Below are 18510 nucleotides of genomic sequence, written 5' to 3'. Positions count from 1 at the left end.
AAGAATGAAAATGATGGACGCTAACGAAATTATTTCGTTTATTCAAAACAGTGAAAAGAAAACTCCTGTAAAGGTATACATAAAAGGGGATTTAAAAGAGGTAACATTCCCTGAAACAGTACAAGCATTTGTAAATAAAAAATCTGGTGTATTATTCGGAGAATGGTCTGAAATTAAGACAATTCTTGATGAAAATAACAAGCACATTGTTGACTATGTAGTTGAGAATGACCGTCGTAATTCTGCAATTCCAATGCTTGATTTAAAAGGTATTAAAGCTCGTATTGAGCCAGGCGCGATTATTCGTGACCATGTAGAAATTGGTGACAACGCTGTTATCATGATGAATGCAACAATTAACATCGGTGCTGTAATTGGTGAAGGTACTATGATCGACATGAATGCAGTGCTTGGTGGACGTGCAACAGTTGGTAAGAACTGTCACGTAGGTGCAGGTGCTGTACTTGCCGGTGTTATTGAGCCACCTTCTGCAAAACCAGTTATCGTTGAAGATGATGTTGTAATTGGTGCAAATGTAGTTGTTCTAGAAGGCGTTACAGTAGGTAAAGGTGCAGTTGTAGCAGCAGGAGCTGTTGTAACAGAAGATGTACCTCCATATACAGTTGTTGCGGGGACTCCGGCACGTGTAATTAAAGAAATTGATGAGAAGACAAAAGCAAAAACTGAAATTAAACAAGAGCTTCGTCAATTAAACCCAGAGAAATAAAAAATAAAAAGCGTAAGAGCATGAATGTGCTCTTACGCTTTTTATAGATAGAGGTGCAAAAATGACAGTAAGCAAATTTGTCCAAGTTCGTAGAGATTTACATAAAATTCCGGAGATCGGATTTAAAGAGTGGAAAACACAACAGTATATTTTAGATTATATAGGAACGCTTCCTAATGAATATTTGGAAGTGAAAACATGGAAAACAGGTGTAATTGTTAAAGTAAATGGAAAAAATCCAGAAAAAATAATAGGTTATCGTGCAGATATAGACGGTCTACCAATTACAGAGGAAACTGGATATGAATTCTCTTCTGTCCATGAAGGAATGATGCATGCATGTGGACATGATTTGCATGCAACAATCGGTTTAGGACTTCTAACAGCGGCTGTAAGCGAAAGAATAGATGATGATCTTGTGTTTATATTCCAACCAGCTGAAGAAGGTCCAGGTGGTGCACTTCCTATGTTAGAAAGCGATGAGTTAAAAGAATGGAAGCCGAATATGATTCTTGGACTTCATATTGCGCCTGAATACTCTGTGGGAACAATTGCGACAAAAGAAGGTTTATTATTTGCGAATACATCAGAGCTATACGTTGATTTAAAAGGAAAAGGTGGACATGCTGCATATCCGCATACAGCAAATGATATGATTGTTGCAGCGAGTCATCTCGTTACACAACTTCAATCAGTTATTAGTCGTAATGTGAACCCTCTTGACAGTGCGGTAATTACAATTGGGAAAATTACAGGTGGTACAGTTCAAAACATTATCGCAGAAAAGTCTCGTTTAGAAGGAACAATTCGAACGCTATCAGTGGAATCAATGAAACGTGTTAAAAGCCGAATTGAGGCAATTGTTGCGGGAATAGAAGCTTCTTTTCAATGTGAAGCTGTTATTGACTACGGAGCGATGTATCATCAAGTGTATAACCATGAGGAGCTAACGAGAGAGTTTATGCAATTTACACGTGAACAAACGACTATGGACGTAATTACGTGTACGGAGGCAATGACAGGTGAAGACTTTGGTTATATGCTTCGAGAGATACCTGGATTTATGTTTTGGCTTGGAGTAAATTCAGAATATGGTTTACATCATGCGAAATTAAAACCAGACGAAGAGGTTATTGAGAAAGCAATTGTATTTTTAAATCAATATGTGAAGTGGAAGGGAAATAGAAAGTGAACTTACTCGCTAATTGTGCAATAGTTTAGAGTGGGGACTTCTTAGTTCAGAGACGAAAACATCTTTCGTATTCGTTAGTGTTAGACATCTTCATACAAATGAGTAAAGTTAAATTTGACGTCTTAATAATGAGCAGGGGGTTTTTAGCCACTGCTCATTATTAATTATTGCTAATAGGGAAGATAATTATTTAACTACCCTATATATGTTTACTTTTAGTATGAAAAGTGTGTAAAATCAATGTGATACATAGAAAAAAGGGTGGGGAATTACGTGCAAATTAGCAGTGCGATTTTATGTTTCGTCTTATATGCATATGTTATTATTGCGGCGGTTTATTTTGGGATAAGTTTTTACGCCTATCGTTTAGCAAATAATAGTGAATATGAAGAAACATACAAATGGGTGAAAAGATATTTGTCACCTGTACTAGAAATTATGAATGGATTTGTTCTTTTTTTATTTATTGGATTAATTGCTTTCTCAACGAGTTTAGTAGGGAATAAGACTACGTTATTTGTACTAGGTATCATTATTTTTATGCTATTAGGAATTCGGATTGGTAATACGGTGTTTTGGAACGAAAGAAAAATAGATGGTTGGACAGGGATGTTTATTCCATGTATGTTAGCTGCAATTGTGACGAATATAGAACATGAATATTATCAATTACATTTTTGGCTTATCATTGTTTTAACAATCCTCTCTGTTTTGTATATAAGTACTGTCGTGCTAACATACATCGCAAATGAAAAAGGAGATGCAAAAGGTGCGCACTTCTTTAGAGGGCGTGCATTATTATGGAGTGTGCCGACGATGGCAGTTATAGGAATTATTGCGATATTAGTAAATGGATATCAATTTACTAATTGGCAATTGTTTTTAGAAACTTGGTGGATCTTCATTGTTTCGCTTGTAGCTTTTTTAGGCGCAACACATTATTTATTCCATCAACATCATTACATATTGGCACTGTTATTCGCATTTACACAACTTTTATTTGCTTTTTTCGGACAAGAAACGCTATTGTTCGTTTTTGAAACATTTAGTTCATTTGGAAATATATTTGTATTTGGTATGTTAATTTTCGGTATCGCGTTTTATTTACAACAGTATTTTTATATGCAAAAACAAAAATAAGAAGTATATACAGGTTTTTGTAGCGAATTTAAAGTATGTTACAATAAAAGTACATAGTATTTGATGTTATTGGAGGAATTCCTGTGGGCGAAAAAGAGAAAGAATTTGCTGTTATTGGGCTTGGCCGTTTTGGTGGAAGTATTTGCCGTGAATTAGCTCAATTAGGTATGGAAGTAATGGCAATTGACTCAGATGAGGATAAAATTAATGAGTTTGCAAATATAGCTTCGCATGCTGTAATTGCAGATTCAACAGATGAGATGGTATTAAAAAGTCTTGGTATTCGTAATTTTGATCATGTAGTCGTTGCTATTGGAGATAATTTGAATTCAAGTATTTTAACAACGTTAATTTTGAAAGAATTAGGTGTGAAAAATATTACTGTAAAAGCTCAAAATGACTATCATGAAAAAGTGTTAAGTAAAATAGGGGCAGATCATATTGTGCATCCAGAACGAGATATGGGAAAAAGGATTGCTAATAATATCGCATCAAGTAATGTGTTAGATTACCTAGAGCTTTCAGATGAGCATAGTATTGTAGAGATTATCGCAAATAAAAAAATTGATGGGCACTCTTTAATTGAATTAGATATTCGTGCGAAGTTTGGTTTGAACATTGTAGCAATTAAACGTGGAAAAGAAGTTATCGTATCTCCTCGAGCTACAGAAAACGTTCAGGCGGGAGATATATTAATTGTAATTGGTCATGACGATGAAGTAGATCGTTTTAAGCATTTTTTAAGATAAGAGAAAAGGACAATGCCGAGGAGGCATTGTCCTTTTTCTTATATTTCCATAATGATTGGTAAAATCATTGGACGACGTTTCGTTTTTTCGTATAGGAATGGTGCTAATGTGTCTGTAATCTCATTTTTAATTTCAGACCATTGTGTTGTTTTTCGCTCCATTACTTTTTCTAAATGTGTTGTAATTAATGTTTGAGCATCGTTGATTAAATCGCTGCTTTCACGCATATAAACGAAACCACGCGAGATGATATCAGGTCCTGCTGCAACTTTAAATTCTTTCATATCAATGCTTACAACTACAATAACAAGTCCTTCTTCAGAAAGAATGCGACGATCACGTAATACGATATTACCGATATCTCCAATACCATTTCCATCGATATAGACAGAGCCAGATGGGATTTTCCCAGCTACACTTGCTTCATCAGAACGTAAAGCAAGAACATCTCCATTATCCATAATGAAACAATTTTCTTCTGGAATACCACAATCATTCGCTAATTTCATATGCATACGTTGCATACGATATTCACCATGAATTGGCATGAAATATTTCGGCTTAATAAGACGTAGCATTAACTTTTGTTCTTCTTGTCCACCGTGTCCACTTGTATGAATATTTGAGAGTTTACCATGGATTACATCAGCACCAGCGCGGTACAACATGTTAATTGTACGACTTACACTAATTGTATTGCCTGGGATTGGTGAAGAAGAGAAAACAACTGTATCGCCAGGGATAATTTGAATTTGACGATGTGTACCATTGGCAATACGTGAAAGTGCTGCCATCGGCTCCCCTTGACTACCTGTACATAACATAACAACTTTATTAGCTGGTAGGCGGTTTAGCTGAGCTGTGTCTATGAATGTATCCTTTGGACACCGGATATAACCAAGGTTTTGTCCGATTTCAATAGCCGCTTCCATACTTCGACCGAATACAGCTACTTTACGATTGTTTTCAACAGCAGCCTCAACAACTTGTTGTAAGCGATGGATATTCGATGCAAAGGTTGCGAATATAATACGACCGTCTACTTTGCGGAATATATCTTGAATACTATCACCAACGCGGCGCTCAGACATCGTAAAGTTTGGCACTTCACTGTTTGTACTATCAGATAAGAGACAAAGTACACCGTCTTTTCCGATTTCGGCCATTTTTGTTAAATCTGCTGGCTCACCTACTGGTGTGAAATCAAATTTGAAATCACCTGTATGAACGACTTGTCCTTGAGGTGTTTTCACAACAACTCCGTATGAATCCGGAATACTGTGAGTTGTACGGAAGAAGGAAACAGATGTCTTTTTAAATTTAATAACATCATCTTCTTGAATTTCATAAAGTTTTGCTTTACGAAGTAATCCGTGCTCTTCTAATTTGTTTTTTATTAGGGCAATTGCTAATTTTCCGCCGTAAATTGGAATGTTTACTTGACGTAATAGATAGGGAATTCCACCGATATGATCTTCGTGACCATGTGTAATGAATAACCCTTTAATTTTATCTTCGTTTCGCACAAAATAAGTGTAATCTGGTATTACATAATCGATCCCTAGGAGTTCGTCTTCTGGAAATTTAATTCCAGCATCAATTATAATAATTTCATCTTGAAATTGAACAGCATATGTATTTTTACCGATTTCACCAAGACCACCGAGGGCAAAAACGGCAGCTTGATCATTTTTTAGGAATTTCATATGACTATACGATCTCCGCTAATATTAAATCAGCGTTTTGTTTTTCATATTCAAGATGAGCACCAGTAACAGACTGAACGAACTCGATATTATATGCGAACTTATTTAATTTTTTACGAACATCCTTTTGAGACGTAGCCTCTAAATATAAAACTTTTGTATTTTCACGTACTGGGACCTCAGTTAATTTTTCTTGATAAAATACTTTAAAAATCATTGGGAAAACCTCTCCTTGTCTATGTTTTGCATTATCTGTTACTTATTATAAAGCAAACAGTCATGATTTTCATGTTTTTTCGAATGAGAATGAAGAAAAAGCCCCAAATGGGCACAATTTAAGCGATTGTCTTCTTACGGACTAAATCGTTTAAATAACGCTTGAGCTTTTTCTTCAGCTTCTTCAGCATGATTACTCCTTCCTTTCCTTATTTTAAACATGCATATTACTAATGATAACTCCGTCTCTCATACAAGAAAGAAGATTAGAAGTGAATAGTGAATCTTGTTCTTTTTAGTATAGTGTAAGTTATCTTGTAGTAACGATTAGTAGCCGTTAGTTATAGATATAGTATGAGGAAGAATAGAAAAGAAAATTCATCCGAACAAGTATCCACATTTTTTCACTAATAGTATATGCACATTTCATAAATAAGGTCAGAAAGTGAACGCTTTCTTCACAGATGTTTAATATGTTATACTTTTTTTTGAAATTTGAAAAGTGATAATCAAAATAGGAATATAGAGTGCCAGAAAGGATTTTGACAAATGAATGATAAAATTGTCTTTTTTGATATTGATGGAACATTATTAGATCATGATAAGAAAATTCCGCAATCTACAAGAGATGCAGTAAGAGATTTACAAGAAAAAGGTGTGCATGTAGCGATTGCGACAGGGCGTGCGCCATTTATGTTTGAAGATATTCGTGAGGAACTCAATATACATAATTATGTTAGTTTTAACGGGCAGTATGTTGTATTTGAGGATGAGGTATTATTTAATAATCCATTACATCCGGATGCTCTACATAAGTTTACTCAGTTTGCAAAACAAGAAGGATATCCACTTGTATATCTTGACCATCAAGAAATGAGAGCGTCAGTGGAATATCATGATTATGTAAAAGAAGGTTTTGGAAGCTTACAATTCGAGCATCCGGCATATGAACCTGATTTTTATGAGAAACGCGATATTTATCAAACACTTCTTTTTTGTGAAGTAAACGAAGAAGAAAAGTTTATTCATCATTATCCAGATTTTCATTTTATACGCTGGCATGCATATTCAATGGATATTATTCCTAATGGTGGTTCTAAGGCAAAAGGGATTGAGAAGTTTATTGAGAAAATAGGATTTAATCGTGAACAAGTATATGCATTTGGGGACGGATTAAATGATTTAGAAATGATTGAAGCAGTAGGAACGGGCATTGTGATGGGGAATGGTCATGAGGATTTGAAAAAACTTGCTAATTATGTGACAAAAGATGTTAATGAAGACGGTATTTATCACGGATTAAAGTGGGCTGGCTTGTTATAAGTAAGTGTGGAACCCATTTCATATAATAAAAAGGCGGAAGGTTAACTTCCGCCTTTTTACTATTATCGCTCGAGAGGTTTTGAATCATCGGGAGCCACAAATGGATTGTCTTTATTAATATGGTCATAGAACATAACACCGTTTAAATGGTCGATTTCATGTTGGAATACAATTGCTGGTAAACCTTTTAATCGCAGTTTTACGTCTTCACCGTTAATCGTTGTTGCCTTTACTGTAATTCTCGTGTAACGAGGGACATAACCAGGTACTTCACGGTCTACAGATAGACAGCCTTCACCATTTTGTAAATATGTACGTTCAACAGAATGACTAATGATTTTTGGGTTAAATAATGCGTAGCTATATAACGTATCGTTCGTATCAGTTACATGAACCGCAATCATTTTCTTTGAAATACCGATTTGCGGAGCCGCTAATCCGATTCCGGGGCGTAAATTATATTTTTCAGCCATTTCAGGGTCCTGGCTATTTATTACAAATTCAATCATTTCTTTAAGAGTATTTGTATCTTCCTCGCTAGCAGGTAAGAAGACCTCTTCTGCGACGTCGCGCAAAATAGGATTTCCTTCACGAATTACCTCATTCATTGTAAGCATATGTAATCTCTCCTTTCTCCTTTAGTCTACCAAAGGAGATAAAAAAAGTCATCGGCAAGTAAGGAAGAGCTACTTGGAAACAAATCTTCTACAGATAAGTTATGTAATAAAAAGAAAAGACGGCAAAGCCGTCTGTTTCTTTCCATAGTTGTTTCATTTTACATTAATTAGCGAATGCAAGCAGCACCAACGATAATTAAAAGGATAAACAACACAACGATTAAGGCGAAGCCGCTTCCAGATCCGCCACAAGAACCGCCATAACCGTAGGAAGGATATGAACAAGTTGTTGGATAGCAATATGAGTATCCGTACATGAGATGACCTCCTTTATCATTTCCCGCTAATACTGCGGTTACTATAATGTATGGAGGAATGATCAGAAATGTATAGGTATTTACCTATAAAAGGAAGAAGTGTTTGTATAATTTTCTTGAGAAGAGAGAAAAACTAAGGAGAATTAAATCGTTTACATATTATTCTAAGAGAAAAAATAAGTTAAAAAGGGAATAATATAACAGCAGGTTATTGCTTACTAATACAGATGTGAAAAATAAAAACACGTTTGTGTAGAGGAAACCGGCATATTATTTATAAAAAAACGTATTCAAAGTAATTGACATCGTAATTAGAATAGTTGTAAACTAAAAAACGTGATCAAGATTGTATTAATATGTTTTTGAAAAAACATTAGTACAGATTGTTAGGTACACAAAATTATTCTCAACCGACAAACAAATTTGTTGGTTTACATTGTTGCGCTTTCAGTCTAGCTAATAGATAGTGAAAGCGTTTCAGAATATGGTTCAAGAGAGGAAGAGGTGAACGGAATGGGTACTAAAACAAAAAAGACCCTATTTAATGTTGATGAGCAAATGAAAGCTATCGCAGCTCAATTTGAAACATTACAAATTTTAAATGAAAAAGGCGAAGTTGTGAATGAAGCAGCTATGCCTGAATTATCTGATGATCAATTAAAAGAATTAATGCGCCGTATGGTGTATACTCGCGTACTAGATCAACGTTCTATTTCTTTAAACCGTCAAGGACGTTTAGGTTTCTACGCACCAACTGCTGGACAAGAGGCTTCTCAATTAGCAAGTCATTTCGCACTTGAAGCAGAAGATTTCATCTTACCAGGATATCGTGACGTTCCACAATTAGTGTGGCACGGTCTACCATTATACCAAGCATTCTTATTCTCTCGTGGACATTTCATGGGTAACCAAATGCCTGAGAATGTAAATGCACTTGCTCCACAAATCATTATCGGTGCGCAAATCATCCAAACTGCTGGTGTTGCGTTAGGTATGAAATTACGTGGTAAAAAATCTGTTGCAATTACTTACACTGGTGACGGTGGTGCTTCACAAGGTGACTTCTACGAAGGTATGAACTTTGCGGGTGCATTCAAAGCTCCAGCAATCTTCGTTGTACAAAACAACCGTTATGCAATCTCTACTCCAGTAGAAAAGCAATCTGCAGCTAAAACTGTAGCACAAAAAGCAGTAGCAGCAGGTATTTACGGAATTCAAGTAGACGGTATGGATCCATTAGCTGTATACGCAGCAACTGCTTTCGCTCGTGAGCGCGCAGTAAATGGCGAAGGTCCTACTTTAATCGAGACTTTAACATTCCGTTATGGTCCACATACAATGGCTGGTGATGACCCAACTCGTTACCGTACAAAAGATATCGAAAACGAATGGGAACAAAAAGATCCAATCGTACGCTTCCGTGCATTCTTAGAAAACAAAGGCCTATGGTCTCAAGAAGTTGAAGAGAAAGTTATCGAAGAAGCAAAAGAAGATATCAAACAAGCAATTGCTAAGGCTGACCAAGCTCCAAAACAAAAAGTTACTGATTTAATGGAAATCATGTACGAAAAAATGCCTTACAACTTAGCTGAACAATATGAAATTTACAAAGAAAAGGAGTCGAAGTAAGCCATGGCTCAAATGACAATGATTCAAGCAATCACTGATGCTTTACGCGTTGAAATGAAAAATGATCCTAACGTACTTGTGTTTGGTGAAGACGTTGGTGTAAACGGCGGAGTATTCCGTGCTACTGAAGGTTTACAAGCTGAATTCGGTGAAGATCGTGTAATGGATACTCCACTTGCAGAGTCTGGTATTGGTGGACTTGCAGTTGGACTTGCACTTGAAGGCTTCCGTCCAGTTCCAGAAATCCAATTCTTCGGTTTCATTTATGAAGTAATGGATTCAGTTTCTGGTCAATTAGCTCGTATGCGTTACCGTTCTGGTGGACGTTGGACTGCTCCAGTAACAATTCGTTCTCCATTCGGTGGTGGTGTTCATACTCCTGAACTACATGCTGATAGCTTAGAAGGATTAGTGGCACAACAACCTGGTCTAAAAGTTGTTATTCCATCTACTCCATACGATGCAAAAGGTCTTTTAATCTCTGCGATTCGTGACAACGATCCAGTTATCTACTTAGAGCATATGAAATTGTACCGTTCATTCCGTCAAGATGTACCAGAAGGTGATTACACAATTGATTTAGGCAAAGCTGACATCAAACGTGAAGGTACAGATGTATCTGTTATCGCTTATGGTGCTATGGTTCATGCTGCATTAAAAGCTGCTGAAGAACTTGAAAAAGAAGGTATCTCTTTAGAGGTTGTGGACTTACGTACAGTTCAACCATTAGATATCGAAACAATCATCGCTTCTGTTGAAAAAACAGGCCGCGTAGTTGTAGTTCAAGAAGCTCAAAAACAAGCTGGTATTGCAGCTAACGTTGTAGCGGAAATTAACGACCGTGCAATCTTAAACTTAGAAGCTCCAGTTGTACGTGTTGCAGCTGCTGATACAGTATTCCCATTCTCTCAAGCTGAGAGCGTATGGTTACCAAACCATAAAGATATTGTTGAAGCTGTTAACAAAGTAATGAACTTCTAATTTTTAGTTTTTCATGTGCAAAAGAAATCAGCACATGCTGGTTTCTTTTGTACATATTCCATAATAATGAAATGAATCAGGGGGCTGAATTCCGTGGCATTTGAATTTAAACTACCAGATATCGGTGAAGGTATCCACGAAGGTGAAATCGTAAAATGGTTTATTAAACCAGGCGATGAAGTAAATGAAGACGATGTACTTCTTGAAGTACAAAATGATAAAGCAGTAGTAGAAATCCCTTCTCCTGTTAAAGGTAAAGTACTTGAAGTACTTGTAGAAGAAGGAACAGTTGCAATTGTAGGAGATACATTAATTAAATTTGATGCTCCTGGATACGAAAACCTTAAATTTAAAGGTGACGATCATGATGAAGCTCCAAAAGCTGAAGAAGCAGCAGTAGAAGCTCCAGCAGCGGAAACTACTCCAGCAGCAACTGCAGAAGTAGTAAATGAGCGTGTAATCGCTATGCCATCTGTTCGTAAATATGCTCGTGAAAAAGGTGTAGATATTCATAAAGTAGCTGGTTCTGGTAAGAACGGCCGTGTTGTGAAAACTGACATCGAGGCATTTGCAAATGGTGGACAAACTGTAGCAGCAACTGAGGCTCCAGCAGCAGTAGAAGCTACTCCAGCAGCAGCGAAAGAAGAAGCACCAAAAGCACAACCAATCCCAGCTGGTGAATATCCAGAAACTCGTGAGAAAATGAGTGGTATCCGTAAAGCGATTGCGAAAGCAATGGTTAACTCTAAGCATACAGCTCCTCACGTAACATTAATGGATGAAGTAGATGTAACAGAACTTGTTGCTCACCGTAAGAAGTTCAAAGCTGTTGCAGCTGACAAAGGTATTAAATTAACTTACCTTCCGTACGTTGTAAAAGCTTTAACATCTGCATTACGTGAATTCCCAATGTTGAATACTGCTTTAGACGATGCTTCTCAAGAAATCGTTCATAAACATTACTTCAACATCGGTATCGCAGCTGATACAGACAAAGGTCTATTAGTACCAGTTGTTAAAGATACAGATCGTAAATCTATCTTTACTATCTCTAACGAGATCAATGAACTTGCTGGTAAAGCACGTGATGGTCGTTTAGCTCCAACTGAAATGAAAGGTGCTTCTTGCACAATTACAAACATTGGTTCTGCAGGTGGACAATGGTTCACTCCAGTTATCAATCACCCAGAAGTAGCAATCCTTGGTATCGGCCGTATCGCTGAGAAACCAGTTGTGAAAAACGGTGAAATCGTTGCAGCTCCAGTATTAGCATTATCTCTAAGCTTTGACCATCGTTTAATTGACGGCGCAACTGCTCAAAAAGCATTAAACCAAATTAAACGTCTATTGAATGACCCACAATTATTAGTAATGGAGGCGTAATAACAATGGTAGTAGGAGATTTCCCAATTGAATTAGATACAGTCGTTGTTGGTGCAGGTCCTGGTGGATACGTTGCGGCAATTCGTGCAGCACAATTAGGTCAAAAGGTAGCGATTATTGAAAAATCTAACCTTGGTGGCGTATGCTTAAACGTTGGATGTATTCCTTCAAAAGCGTTAATCAATGCAGGTCATCGTTATGAGAATGCAATGCATTCTGATGACATGGGTATCACTGCAGAGAACGTAAAAGTTGACTTTACAAAAGTTCAAGAATGGAAAAACGGCGTAGTTAAGAAATTAACTGGCGGTGTTGAAGGCCTTCTTAAAGGTAACAAAGTTGAAATCATTCGCGGTGAAGCTTACTTCGTAGATGCTAACACATTACGCGTAATGACTGAAGATGCAGCACAAACTTATACGTTTAAAAATGCTGTTCTTGCAACTGGTTCTACACCAATCGAAATTCCAGGATTCAAATACTCTAAACGTGTTATCAACTCTACAGGCGCTTTAAGCTTACCTGAAATTCCTAAAAAACTTGTTGTAATCGGCGGCGGTTACATCGGTATGGAATTAGGTACTGCATATGCTAACTTCGGTACAGAAGTTACTGTAGTAGAAGCTGGCGACGAAATCTTAGCTGGTTTCGAAAAAGCTATGAGCTCTGTTGTTAAACGTGCTCTACAGAAAAAAGGTAACGTAAATATCCATACAAAAGCTATGGCTAAAGGCGTTGAAGAAACAGAAACTGGCGTAAAAGTTAGCTTTGAAGTTAACGGTGAAATCCAAACTGTAGAAGCAGATTACGTATTAGTAACTGTAGGTCGTCGTCCAAACACTCAAGAAATCGGTCTTGAGCAAGTTGGAATTAAAATGACTGACCGTGGCATTATCGAAATTGATGAGCAATGCCGTACAAATATTTCAAACATCTATGCAATCGGTGATATCGTTCCTGGACCACCATTAGCTCACAAAGCTTCTTACGAAGGTAAAGTAGCTGTTGAAGTAATTAGTGGCCATGCATCAGCAATCGATTACATCGGAATTCCTGCAGTATGCTTCACTGATCCAGAATTAGCATCTGTTGGTTACACTAAGAAACAAGCTGAAGAAGCAGGAATGACAGTAGCTGTATCTAAGTTCCCATTCGCTGCAAATGGTCGTGCGTTATCATTAAACAGCACTGAGGGTTTCTTACAACTTGTAACGCGTAAAGAAGATGGTCTTCTTGTAGGTGCACAAGTTGCAGGTGCAGGTGCTTCTGATATTATCTCTGAGATTGGTTTAGCTATCGAAGCTGGAATGACAGCTGAAGATATCGCTCAAACAATCCATGCTCACCCAACATTAGGTGAGATCACAATGGAAGCAGCTGAAGTTGCTCTTGGAATGCCAATTCACATTGTAAAATAATTTAAGTAATGTAAATACCCCATCTCTTATTTAAAGAGATGGGGTATTTTTATTTTCATGAAATGACTTGCAAGGTCTTTATATGTACTTGTCGAATGAATATATAATACTTTAAATGAACCGTTAGCATATATGCCGTTATATAATATGTAATTGATTCAAACTTAATCCCATATATTAATAAAATAGAGCATGTCAAAGGAGAAGGTTCCATGAGAATATTACATGTTATATTTTATCATTTTCTATTATGGAGTGGTTTTTCCATTGTATTAACATTATCGAATGGTGATAAGTTTCATTATAAAGTAATTCTCTTTTTCGTATTTCTTTATTTGGCATATGTGATTGCATGTTTTGTATTACACGTAAGAAAGCAGGCGTTATTCCTTACGTGTTCAAATTGCATACTTTTTTTAATCATATTCTCTATTTTTTAAATTAACGTTTATAGAAATACATTGTTCTTCCATTAAATAGTTGTAACTCTCCTTCTAATTTCTTCGCTAGAAAACGGCTAAATTCATTTGCTTTTCCTTTATCACCAAATGTTGCTGTAGTAGGCAAAGAAACCTGAATAAAAGATTGTTCCTTTTCTATTCCAATCCCAACATAAATAGAATCATATCGATCGTGACTCGATTGGAGTTTTAATGTTGTTGCTGATGTATCTAATATTTCATAAGGAAAAGCTGTATTTGTATAAGCATAATTAATTTGATCACCAGTCTTGGAAGTAACGGTTTTATAGTTATGAAAAAGGTGTTTAACATCTTCTATTGAAACAGATTGTTGATTGGATTTAGGTACAAGTGTGATAAAGGCGTGTTGCATACAAATTCCCCCTTAACTTAGTAGAATAATATCATTCTACATCCTACTGAATTTTTTGACAATTAAAAGGAGTATTACTTTTTTTGTTTAATATATTAATGAGTAGGAAGTGTTATTTAGAAAGGTGGAAACTCATGTTTGAAAAATTGTATGATGAGCATGAAAGTGTGAAGGTACGATTTTTAGGATTTATGACGCATGATACACGTTATGATTTTGGAGTTATTTATACAAATATGTTTTTTGGAAAGCCACTTATTGTTTGTATGCAAACAGGGAGATCTACTTTGCTTGGGAGAGATGATGTAGAAAATGTTCCATATATACAGGAAACTTTTAAGTTAGGATCGGAAGAGGAGGCGGAGGAGTTAGCTCAGTTTTTTAAATTTCTTGTTCCGTCTACTTCTTTGCATGCGGAGTATGAAGAATAATTAACAAGAAACAGTCGTACGTATGAGATATGGCTGTTTTTTTTGTGTTAATATCGCATACTAATTTAATTTTAAAATATTTAATGTGTTATACTAAAAACCTATTGACGTAAAAAGTATAACATATTAAAATAAAGACAGAAAGTTAAGCGGTTACAAAAGTTTTTGGGATTATAAACTTAGGGGGAAATGAAAAATGGGAACAATCGTATGTCAAGATTGTGAAGGTACAATTGCACACTTCGAGGATGAGAAAGTAACGGTACTTTACGGGAAATGTGGATCTTGCGGATGTGATCACACAGAACATACAAAAGCCCAATAATTAATAGGAAATTGACAGCTAAAAGTTTTTAGGACCATAAACTTAGGGGGAAATGAAAAATGGGAACAATCGTATGTCAAGTTTGCGAAGGAACAATCGGACATTTTGAGGATGAGAAAACGACAGTACTTTATGGAAAATGTGGTTCCAATTGTGACTGTGCTAGTAGAGACAATGCGAAAGCTTAATCATATATAAGTAGATTATTCTTAAAAATCAGGGGGAAATGAAGATGGGAACAATCGTATGCCAAGTTTGTGAAGGAACAATCGCACATTTTGAAGATGAAAAATCAACAGTACTTTATGGGAAATGTGGATCTCATTGCGAATGTGACCATAAAGAACATACAAAAGCTTAATAATTAAGAAAAAACGCCTACACATGTAGGCGTTTTTTTAATAGATTGTAGTTGTATGTCCGACTGTTGCAACAATTGCATCATCTCTAATAGGAATAAATCCTATTGATGTTTGTGGCGTGTTAGGAGGGGCATATTGGCTCATCATACGGCTATCAATACGAGTAATAAAATCGGTTAAATAAGCTGAAATAAAAGCATAAGGAATCCTTCGTTCATTTAATGAATAAATAACTTCCTCTTTCGTTTTTACGCCTACGCCATGTCCGTAAAAAAAGAAGTTTCCTAGATAGATTGTATTTTCTCCTTGCCACTCAATCGTAGCTGGATTAACTTGTGGGTTTTTAAAGTAAACGAGGTCACCTGGAACGATATCGCCACTCGTTTTTGTTATGAGCTTTAAGTCGCGATCGTAGTCCCATGTATAAAGTAAGAGGTTTGCGAATAGACGGTTGAAAGTTTTTTCCTCATATAATGATAGTAATGCTTTGTAAAAAATGATAATCATTGCGGTGGCACATTCAGTTCCATATAGTTTTCCGTTTTTAAAAATATCTTGGATGGCAATAGAAGGGGCTATGTTTGGGAGTAGTTGAAATCCGCCAAGTGATGTTCTTTCCCAAAACTGAGGGTTGCAAAAAGATTGTTGAAACGTACGAAACTGAAATCCACTTTGAAAAAGTTCTAGCGCGGAAGTAATAATATTAACTCGTAAATTAAGATCAAAGCTGAGTTCATCGGCTGTTCGGAAGGAATAAACTTCTTGATTTCCCGCCATTATGGATAAAATCTGTTGTTTTTCAGCTGCAAATGGCTCATATTCATTTGTGATATAAGGGTGTACAATAGAACGGCCTATCACAATCATAATGGTATCCCCACCTATACGTTACAGATTTCGCGATACGGGAAAGCCTATATTGGACTTTAGACATAGGATGAAAGTATCGCTTTTTCATAGAAAAACATTTATCCCGCTATTTGCGGGCAGTAAGAATTCCACCTCAAAATTCGGCTGGAGCCCTGCTGCCCGTAAACGCCCGATTGGTGAAGGCTAATAATCAGTGGGGATGAACAAAACCCCACTGATTAAAGTTTCACTTTATATTTTGGTAGACTTTAACTACAGACAAGTACAAGTCTTTAAAACGCCAATGTGTTCTTTGAATAAAGATAGCATAGGGAGTTCGATAACCGAATTCAAGCTATCGGTAAAATGATATGTGTCGTCAAGAACAAGACGCTAAAACACCTGAACACGAATCTGTACGGTATGGTATAGTACCGTAGCTCACGAACCTATACGATCTGTTGTGAGAGTGGTGATGGCACACCGCAATCTTGCACGTCAGCAATACCAGAAATGGATTTCGCCTTAGGTAGCAAGAATCCCACTGATGTTAGTCAGCTTGCCCCATTAGGGTGGGAATGTCAAATTCTTTAGTATCGTATGAAAAAAAGAGAAAAAAGGTGAAAGAAAAGCCTATCAACTGATAGGCTTGTACTCTTTAATAACACGTAATGTTTGTAATGTCATATCTTCAGGACCTTGTACAGGTAACCCAGCTTCTAAATTTTTAAGAATATACTCTAAGTTATCTTGTGTAATAATTTCCCCCGGAGTAAAGATTGGAATCCCTGGCGGATAAACCATAACAAAATCAGCTATAATACGACCTGCTGCGTTTTCAAATGGAATGACTTCTGTTTCTGAATAAAAAGCATCTCTAGGAGAAAGTGCTAGCACAGGTATTTCAGGTATTTCTACTTGTACTTGAACACCTTTGTCTGCTCTATTTCTATATGTTGCTGCTAAATCTTGTAAGGCTGTAATAAGTGTATCTGTTTCACTTTCTGTATCTCCAAATGTGATAAGACAAAGTATGTTATATAAATCAGAGAGTTCTACTTCAATGTTGTAATGTTCTCTAAGCCATACTTCAGCCTGATGGCCTGTAATACCTAAATCTTTTACAGATACAATTATCTTTGTAGGATCATAGTTAAAAGTAGCATCTGTTCCTAGCATTTCTTTTCCGGGACAATAAAGATGCTCAATAGCATTAATAGCATCACGAACATGCTCAGCTAATTGTATTGTTTGTTCTATGAGAGCTGTTCCTTCTGTAGCAAGACGTTTTCTAGCAACATCAAGGGATGCTAACAAAATGTAAGAAGTTGATGTAGTCGTAAGCATGCTAATAATGGATTGGACATGCTTTACGTTCACAAGACCTTCTTTTACATTAAGAATAGAGCTTTGGGTTAAAGACCCACCTAATTTGTGAACACTTGTTGCTGCCATATCTGCACCTGCTTGCATAGCTGATATTGGTAGTTCATCATGAAAATGGATATGAACACCGTGAGCCTCATCAACAAGTACAGGAATATCGTAAGAATGAGCTAATTCTACAATCTGCTCTAAATCTGCAGCAAACCCAAAATATGTTGGATTTATAACAAGTAAGCCTTTCGCATCTGAGTGCTCTTCAAGAGCCTTTTTGACAGATTGAATTGTGATCCCATGTGAAATACCGAGCTTCGGATCAATCTCAGGATGCATGAAAATTGGTTTTGCACCTGAGAAAATAATAGCTGACATTACAGATTTATGCACATTCCGTGGCACGAGGATTTTATCCCCAGGACCGCACACGCTCATCACCATTGTCATAATTGCACCACTTGTACCTTGAATAGAAAAGAACGTATGATCTGCACCGAAAGCAGCGGCTGCTAAATCCTGTGCTTCTTTAATCATACCTTTTGGATGATGTAAATCATCGAGCGGCGCAATATTAATTAAATCAATTGCTAATGCATTATGCCCAATAAATTCGCGAAATGTAGGATCCATGCCCTGTCCTTTTTTATGACCAGGAATATGGAATTGAACTGGATTTCGCTTACTGTGCTCAACTAAAGCGGTAAACAATGGTGTTTCGTATTGGGACAATCTATACACCCCTTCTTCTTCGTAATATTTATTAGAGTTTGTTTTATATGATTTCATCTCATTCTAAAAGGAAATTAAGATGACAAACTTTTAGAACTTGACTTGTTTTTCTGCCATTCGCAAAAGCCTTTTTTGGGATGGTAGTCTCACTTTATTCTCTATAAAACAAAAGCATTATATCACCAATAATTATAGATGTATA

The 18510-nt window shown here is 36.5% G+C and carries 21 protein-coding genes; 14 read left to right on the top strand and 7 right to left on the bottom strand.

What is annotated here, in order from left to right; translation table 11 throughout:
• Positions 1-4 precede the first annotated feature (4 nt).
• The 4 genes from dapD to ABH957_RS01000 all read left to right on the top strand — a co-directional run bounded on the left by dapD (position 5) and on the right by ABH957_RS01000 (position 3808).
• Positions 5-727, top strand: coding sequence for a 2,3,4,5-tetrahydropyridine-2,6-dicarboxylate N-acetyltransferase (gene dapD, locus ABH957_RS01015; protein WP_002014841.1), 723 nt, complete (start codon positions 5-7; stop codon positions 725-727).
• 61 nt (positions 728-788) lie between these two features.
• Positions 789-1919 carry an N-acetyldiaminopimelate deacetylase gene (locus tag ABH957_RS01010; RefSeq protein WP_002033831.1) on the top strand — a complete coding sequence of 377 codons (1131 nt, stop codon included), beginning with the start codon at positions 789-791 and terminating at the stop codon, positions 1917-1919.
• Between the two features lie 273 nt (positions 1920-2192).
• Entirely contained in the window at positions 2193-3059 is an 867-nt protein-coding gene (locus ABH957_RS01005; protein ID WP_002014843.1) for a hypothetical protein, read from the top strand.
• Positions 3060-3142: 83 nt separating this feature from the next.
• Positions 3143-3808: a potassium channel family protein gene (locus ABH957_RS01000; RefSeq protein WP_000504033.1), complete on the top strand. Its 666-nt coding sequence runs from the start codon at positions 3143-3145 to the stop codon at positions 3806-3808.
• Between the two features lie 38 nt (positions 3809-3846).
• Here the strand turns inward: ABH957_RS01000 and rnjA are convergent, their stop codons facing one another.
• Entirely contained in the window at positions 3847-5514 is a 1668-nt protein-coding gene (gene rnjA, locus ABH957_RS00995; protein ID WP_002033834.1) for a ribonuclease J1, read from the bottom strand.
• Between the two features lie 4 nt (positions 5515-5518).
• Positions 5519-5731: a DNA-dependent RNA polymerase subunit epsilon gene (locus ABH957_RS00990; RefSeq protein WP_000576436.1), complete on the bottom strand. Its 213-nt coding sequence runs from the start codon at positions 5729-5731 to the stop codon at positions 5519-5521.
• A gap of 548 nt (positions 5732-6279) precedes the next feature.
• Here ABH957_RS00990 and ABH957_RS00985 point away from each other — a divergent pair.
• Positions 6280-7053 (top strand): Cof-type HAD-IIB family hydrolase, encoded by a 774-nt coding sequence (locus tag ABH957_RS00985; RefSeq protein WP_002014845.1) that lies wholly within the window; start codon positions 6280-6282, stop codon positions 7051-7053.
• Positions 7054-7115: 62 nt separating this feature from the next.
• Here ABH957_RS00985 and def read toward each other — a convergent pair whose 3' ends face one another.
• Together def and ABH957_RS00975 are read right to left on the bottom strand one after the other, a co-directional pair.
• On the bottom strand, positions 7116-7670 hold the full coding sequence (gene def, locus ABH957_RS00980) for a peptide deformylase (RefSeq protein ID WP_242307860.1): 555 nt from the start codon (positions 7668-7670) through the stop codon (positions 7116-7118).
• Positions 7671-7837: 167 nt separating this feature from the next.
• Positions 7838-7987: a YjcZ family sporulation protein gene (locus tag ABH957_RS00975; RefSeq protein WP_002014847.1), complete on the bottom strand. Its 150-nt coding sequence runs from the start codon at positions 7985-7987 to the stop codon at positions 7838-7840.
• Between the two features lie 513 nt (positions 7988-8500).
• On the opposite strand from ABH957_RS00975, the gene pdhA reads away from it, so the two are divergent.
• The 5 genes from pdhA to ABH957_RS00950 all read left to right on the top strand — a co-directional run bounded on the left by pdhA (position 8501) and on the right by ABH957_RS00950 (position 13838).
• Positions 8501-9616, top strand: coding sequence for a pyruvate dehydrogenase E1 component subunit alpha (gene pdhA, locus ABH957_RS00970; protein WP_000536893.1), 1116 nt, complete (start codon positions 8501-8503; stop codon positions 9614-9616).
• Positions 9617-9619: 3 nt separating this feature from the next.
• Positions 9620-10597, top strand: a complete 978-nt coding sequence (gene pdhB / locus ABH957_RS00965; protein WP_000068162.1) for a pyruvate dehydrogenase complex E1 component subunit beta — start codon at positions 9620-9622, stop codon at positions 10595-10597.
• A gap of 93 nt (positions 10598-10690) precedes the next feature.
• On the top strand, positions 10691-11980 hold the full coding sequence (pdhC, locus tag ABH957_RS00960) for a pyruvate dehydrogenase complex dihydrolipoyllysine-residue acetyltransferase (protein ID WP_113937181.1): 1290 nt from the start codon (positions 10691-10693) through the stop codon (positions 11978-11980).
• 5 nt (positions 11981-11985) lie between these two features.
• Positions 11986-13398 (top strand): dihydrolipoyl dehydrogenase, encoded by a 1413-nt coding sequence (lpdA, locus tag ABH957_RS00955; RefSeq protein WP_242307863.1) that lies wholly within the window; start codon positions 11986-11988, stop codon positions 13396-13398.
• Positions 13399-13610: 212 nt separating this feature from the next.
• Entirely contained in the window at positions 13611-13838 is a 228-nt protein-coding gene (locus tag ABH957_RS00950; RefSeq protein WP_002088334.1) for a hypothetical protein, read from the top strand.
• A gap of 1 nt (position 13839) precedes the next feature.
• On the opposite strand, the gene ABH957_RS00945 is transcribed toward ABH957_RS00950, so the two are convergent.
• Positions 13840-14232, bottom strand: coding sequence for a DUF1885 family protein (locus tag ABH957_RS00945; protein ID WP_002014853.1), 393 nt, complete (start codon positions 14230-14232; stop codon positions 13840-13842).
• Positions 14233-14366: 134 nt separating this feature from the next.
• On the opposite strand from ABH957_RS00945, the gene ABH957_RS00940 reads away from it, so the two are divergent.
• The 4 genes from ABH957_RS00940 to ABH957_RS00925 all read left to right on the top strand — a co-directional run bounded on the left by ABH957_RS00940 (position 14367) and on the right by ABH957_RS00925 (position 15349).
• Entirely contained in the window at positions 14367-14663 is a 297-nt protein-coding gene (locus ABH957_RS00940; protein WP_000462037.1) for a DUF3055 domain-containing protein, read from the top strand.
• A 196-nt stretch (positions 14664-14859) separates the two neighbouring features.
• Entirely contained in the window at positions 14860-14988 is a 129-nt protein-coding gene (locus tag ABH957_RS00935) for a GapA-binding peptide SR1P (protein ID WP_000536778.1), read from the top strand.
• 59 nt (positions 14989-15047) lie between these two features.
• A complete protein-coding gene (locus ABH957_RS00930; protein WP_002033839.1) occupies positions 15048-15176 on the top strand; it encodes a GapA-binding peptide SR1P in 129 nt (42 codons plus the stop codon).
• Positions 15177-15220: 44 nt separating this feature from the next.
• Positions 15221-15349: a GapA-binding peptide SR1P gene (locus tag ABH957_RS00925; protein ID WP_000536785.1), complete on the top strand. Its 129-nt coding sequence runs from the start codon at positions 15221-15223 to the stop codon at positions 15347-15349.
• Positions 15350-15386: 37 nt separating this feature from the next.
• On the opposite strand, the gene ABH957_RS00920 is transcribed toward ABH957_RS00925, so the two are convergent.
• Complete coding sequence (locus tag ABH957_RS00920) at positions 15387-16217, bottom strand: protein-glutamine gamma-glutamyltransferase (RefSeq protein WP_404510595.1); 831 nt, start codon at positions 16215-16217, stop codon at positions 15387-15389.
• Positions 16218-16835: 618 nt separating this feature from the next.
• Positions 16836-18308, bottom strand: coding sequence for an arginine decarboxylase (gene speA / locus ABH957_RS00915; protein WP_002128878.1), 1473 nt, complete (start codon positions 18306-18308; stop codon positions 16836-16838).
• Positions 18309-18510: the final 202 nt, after the last annotated feature.

Origin of the sequence: Bacillus sp. RC242 (assembly GCF_044908245.1) — a bacterium.
Classification (GTDB): Bacteria; Bacillota; Bacilli; order Bacillales; family Bacillaceae_G; genus Bacillus_A; species Bacillus_A mycoides.
Note: the sequence above shows the minus strand (reverse complement) of the source record. Positions and strands in the feature narration are given on the sequence as shown.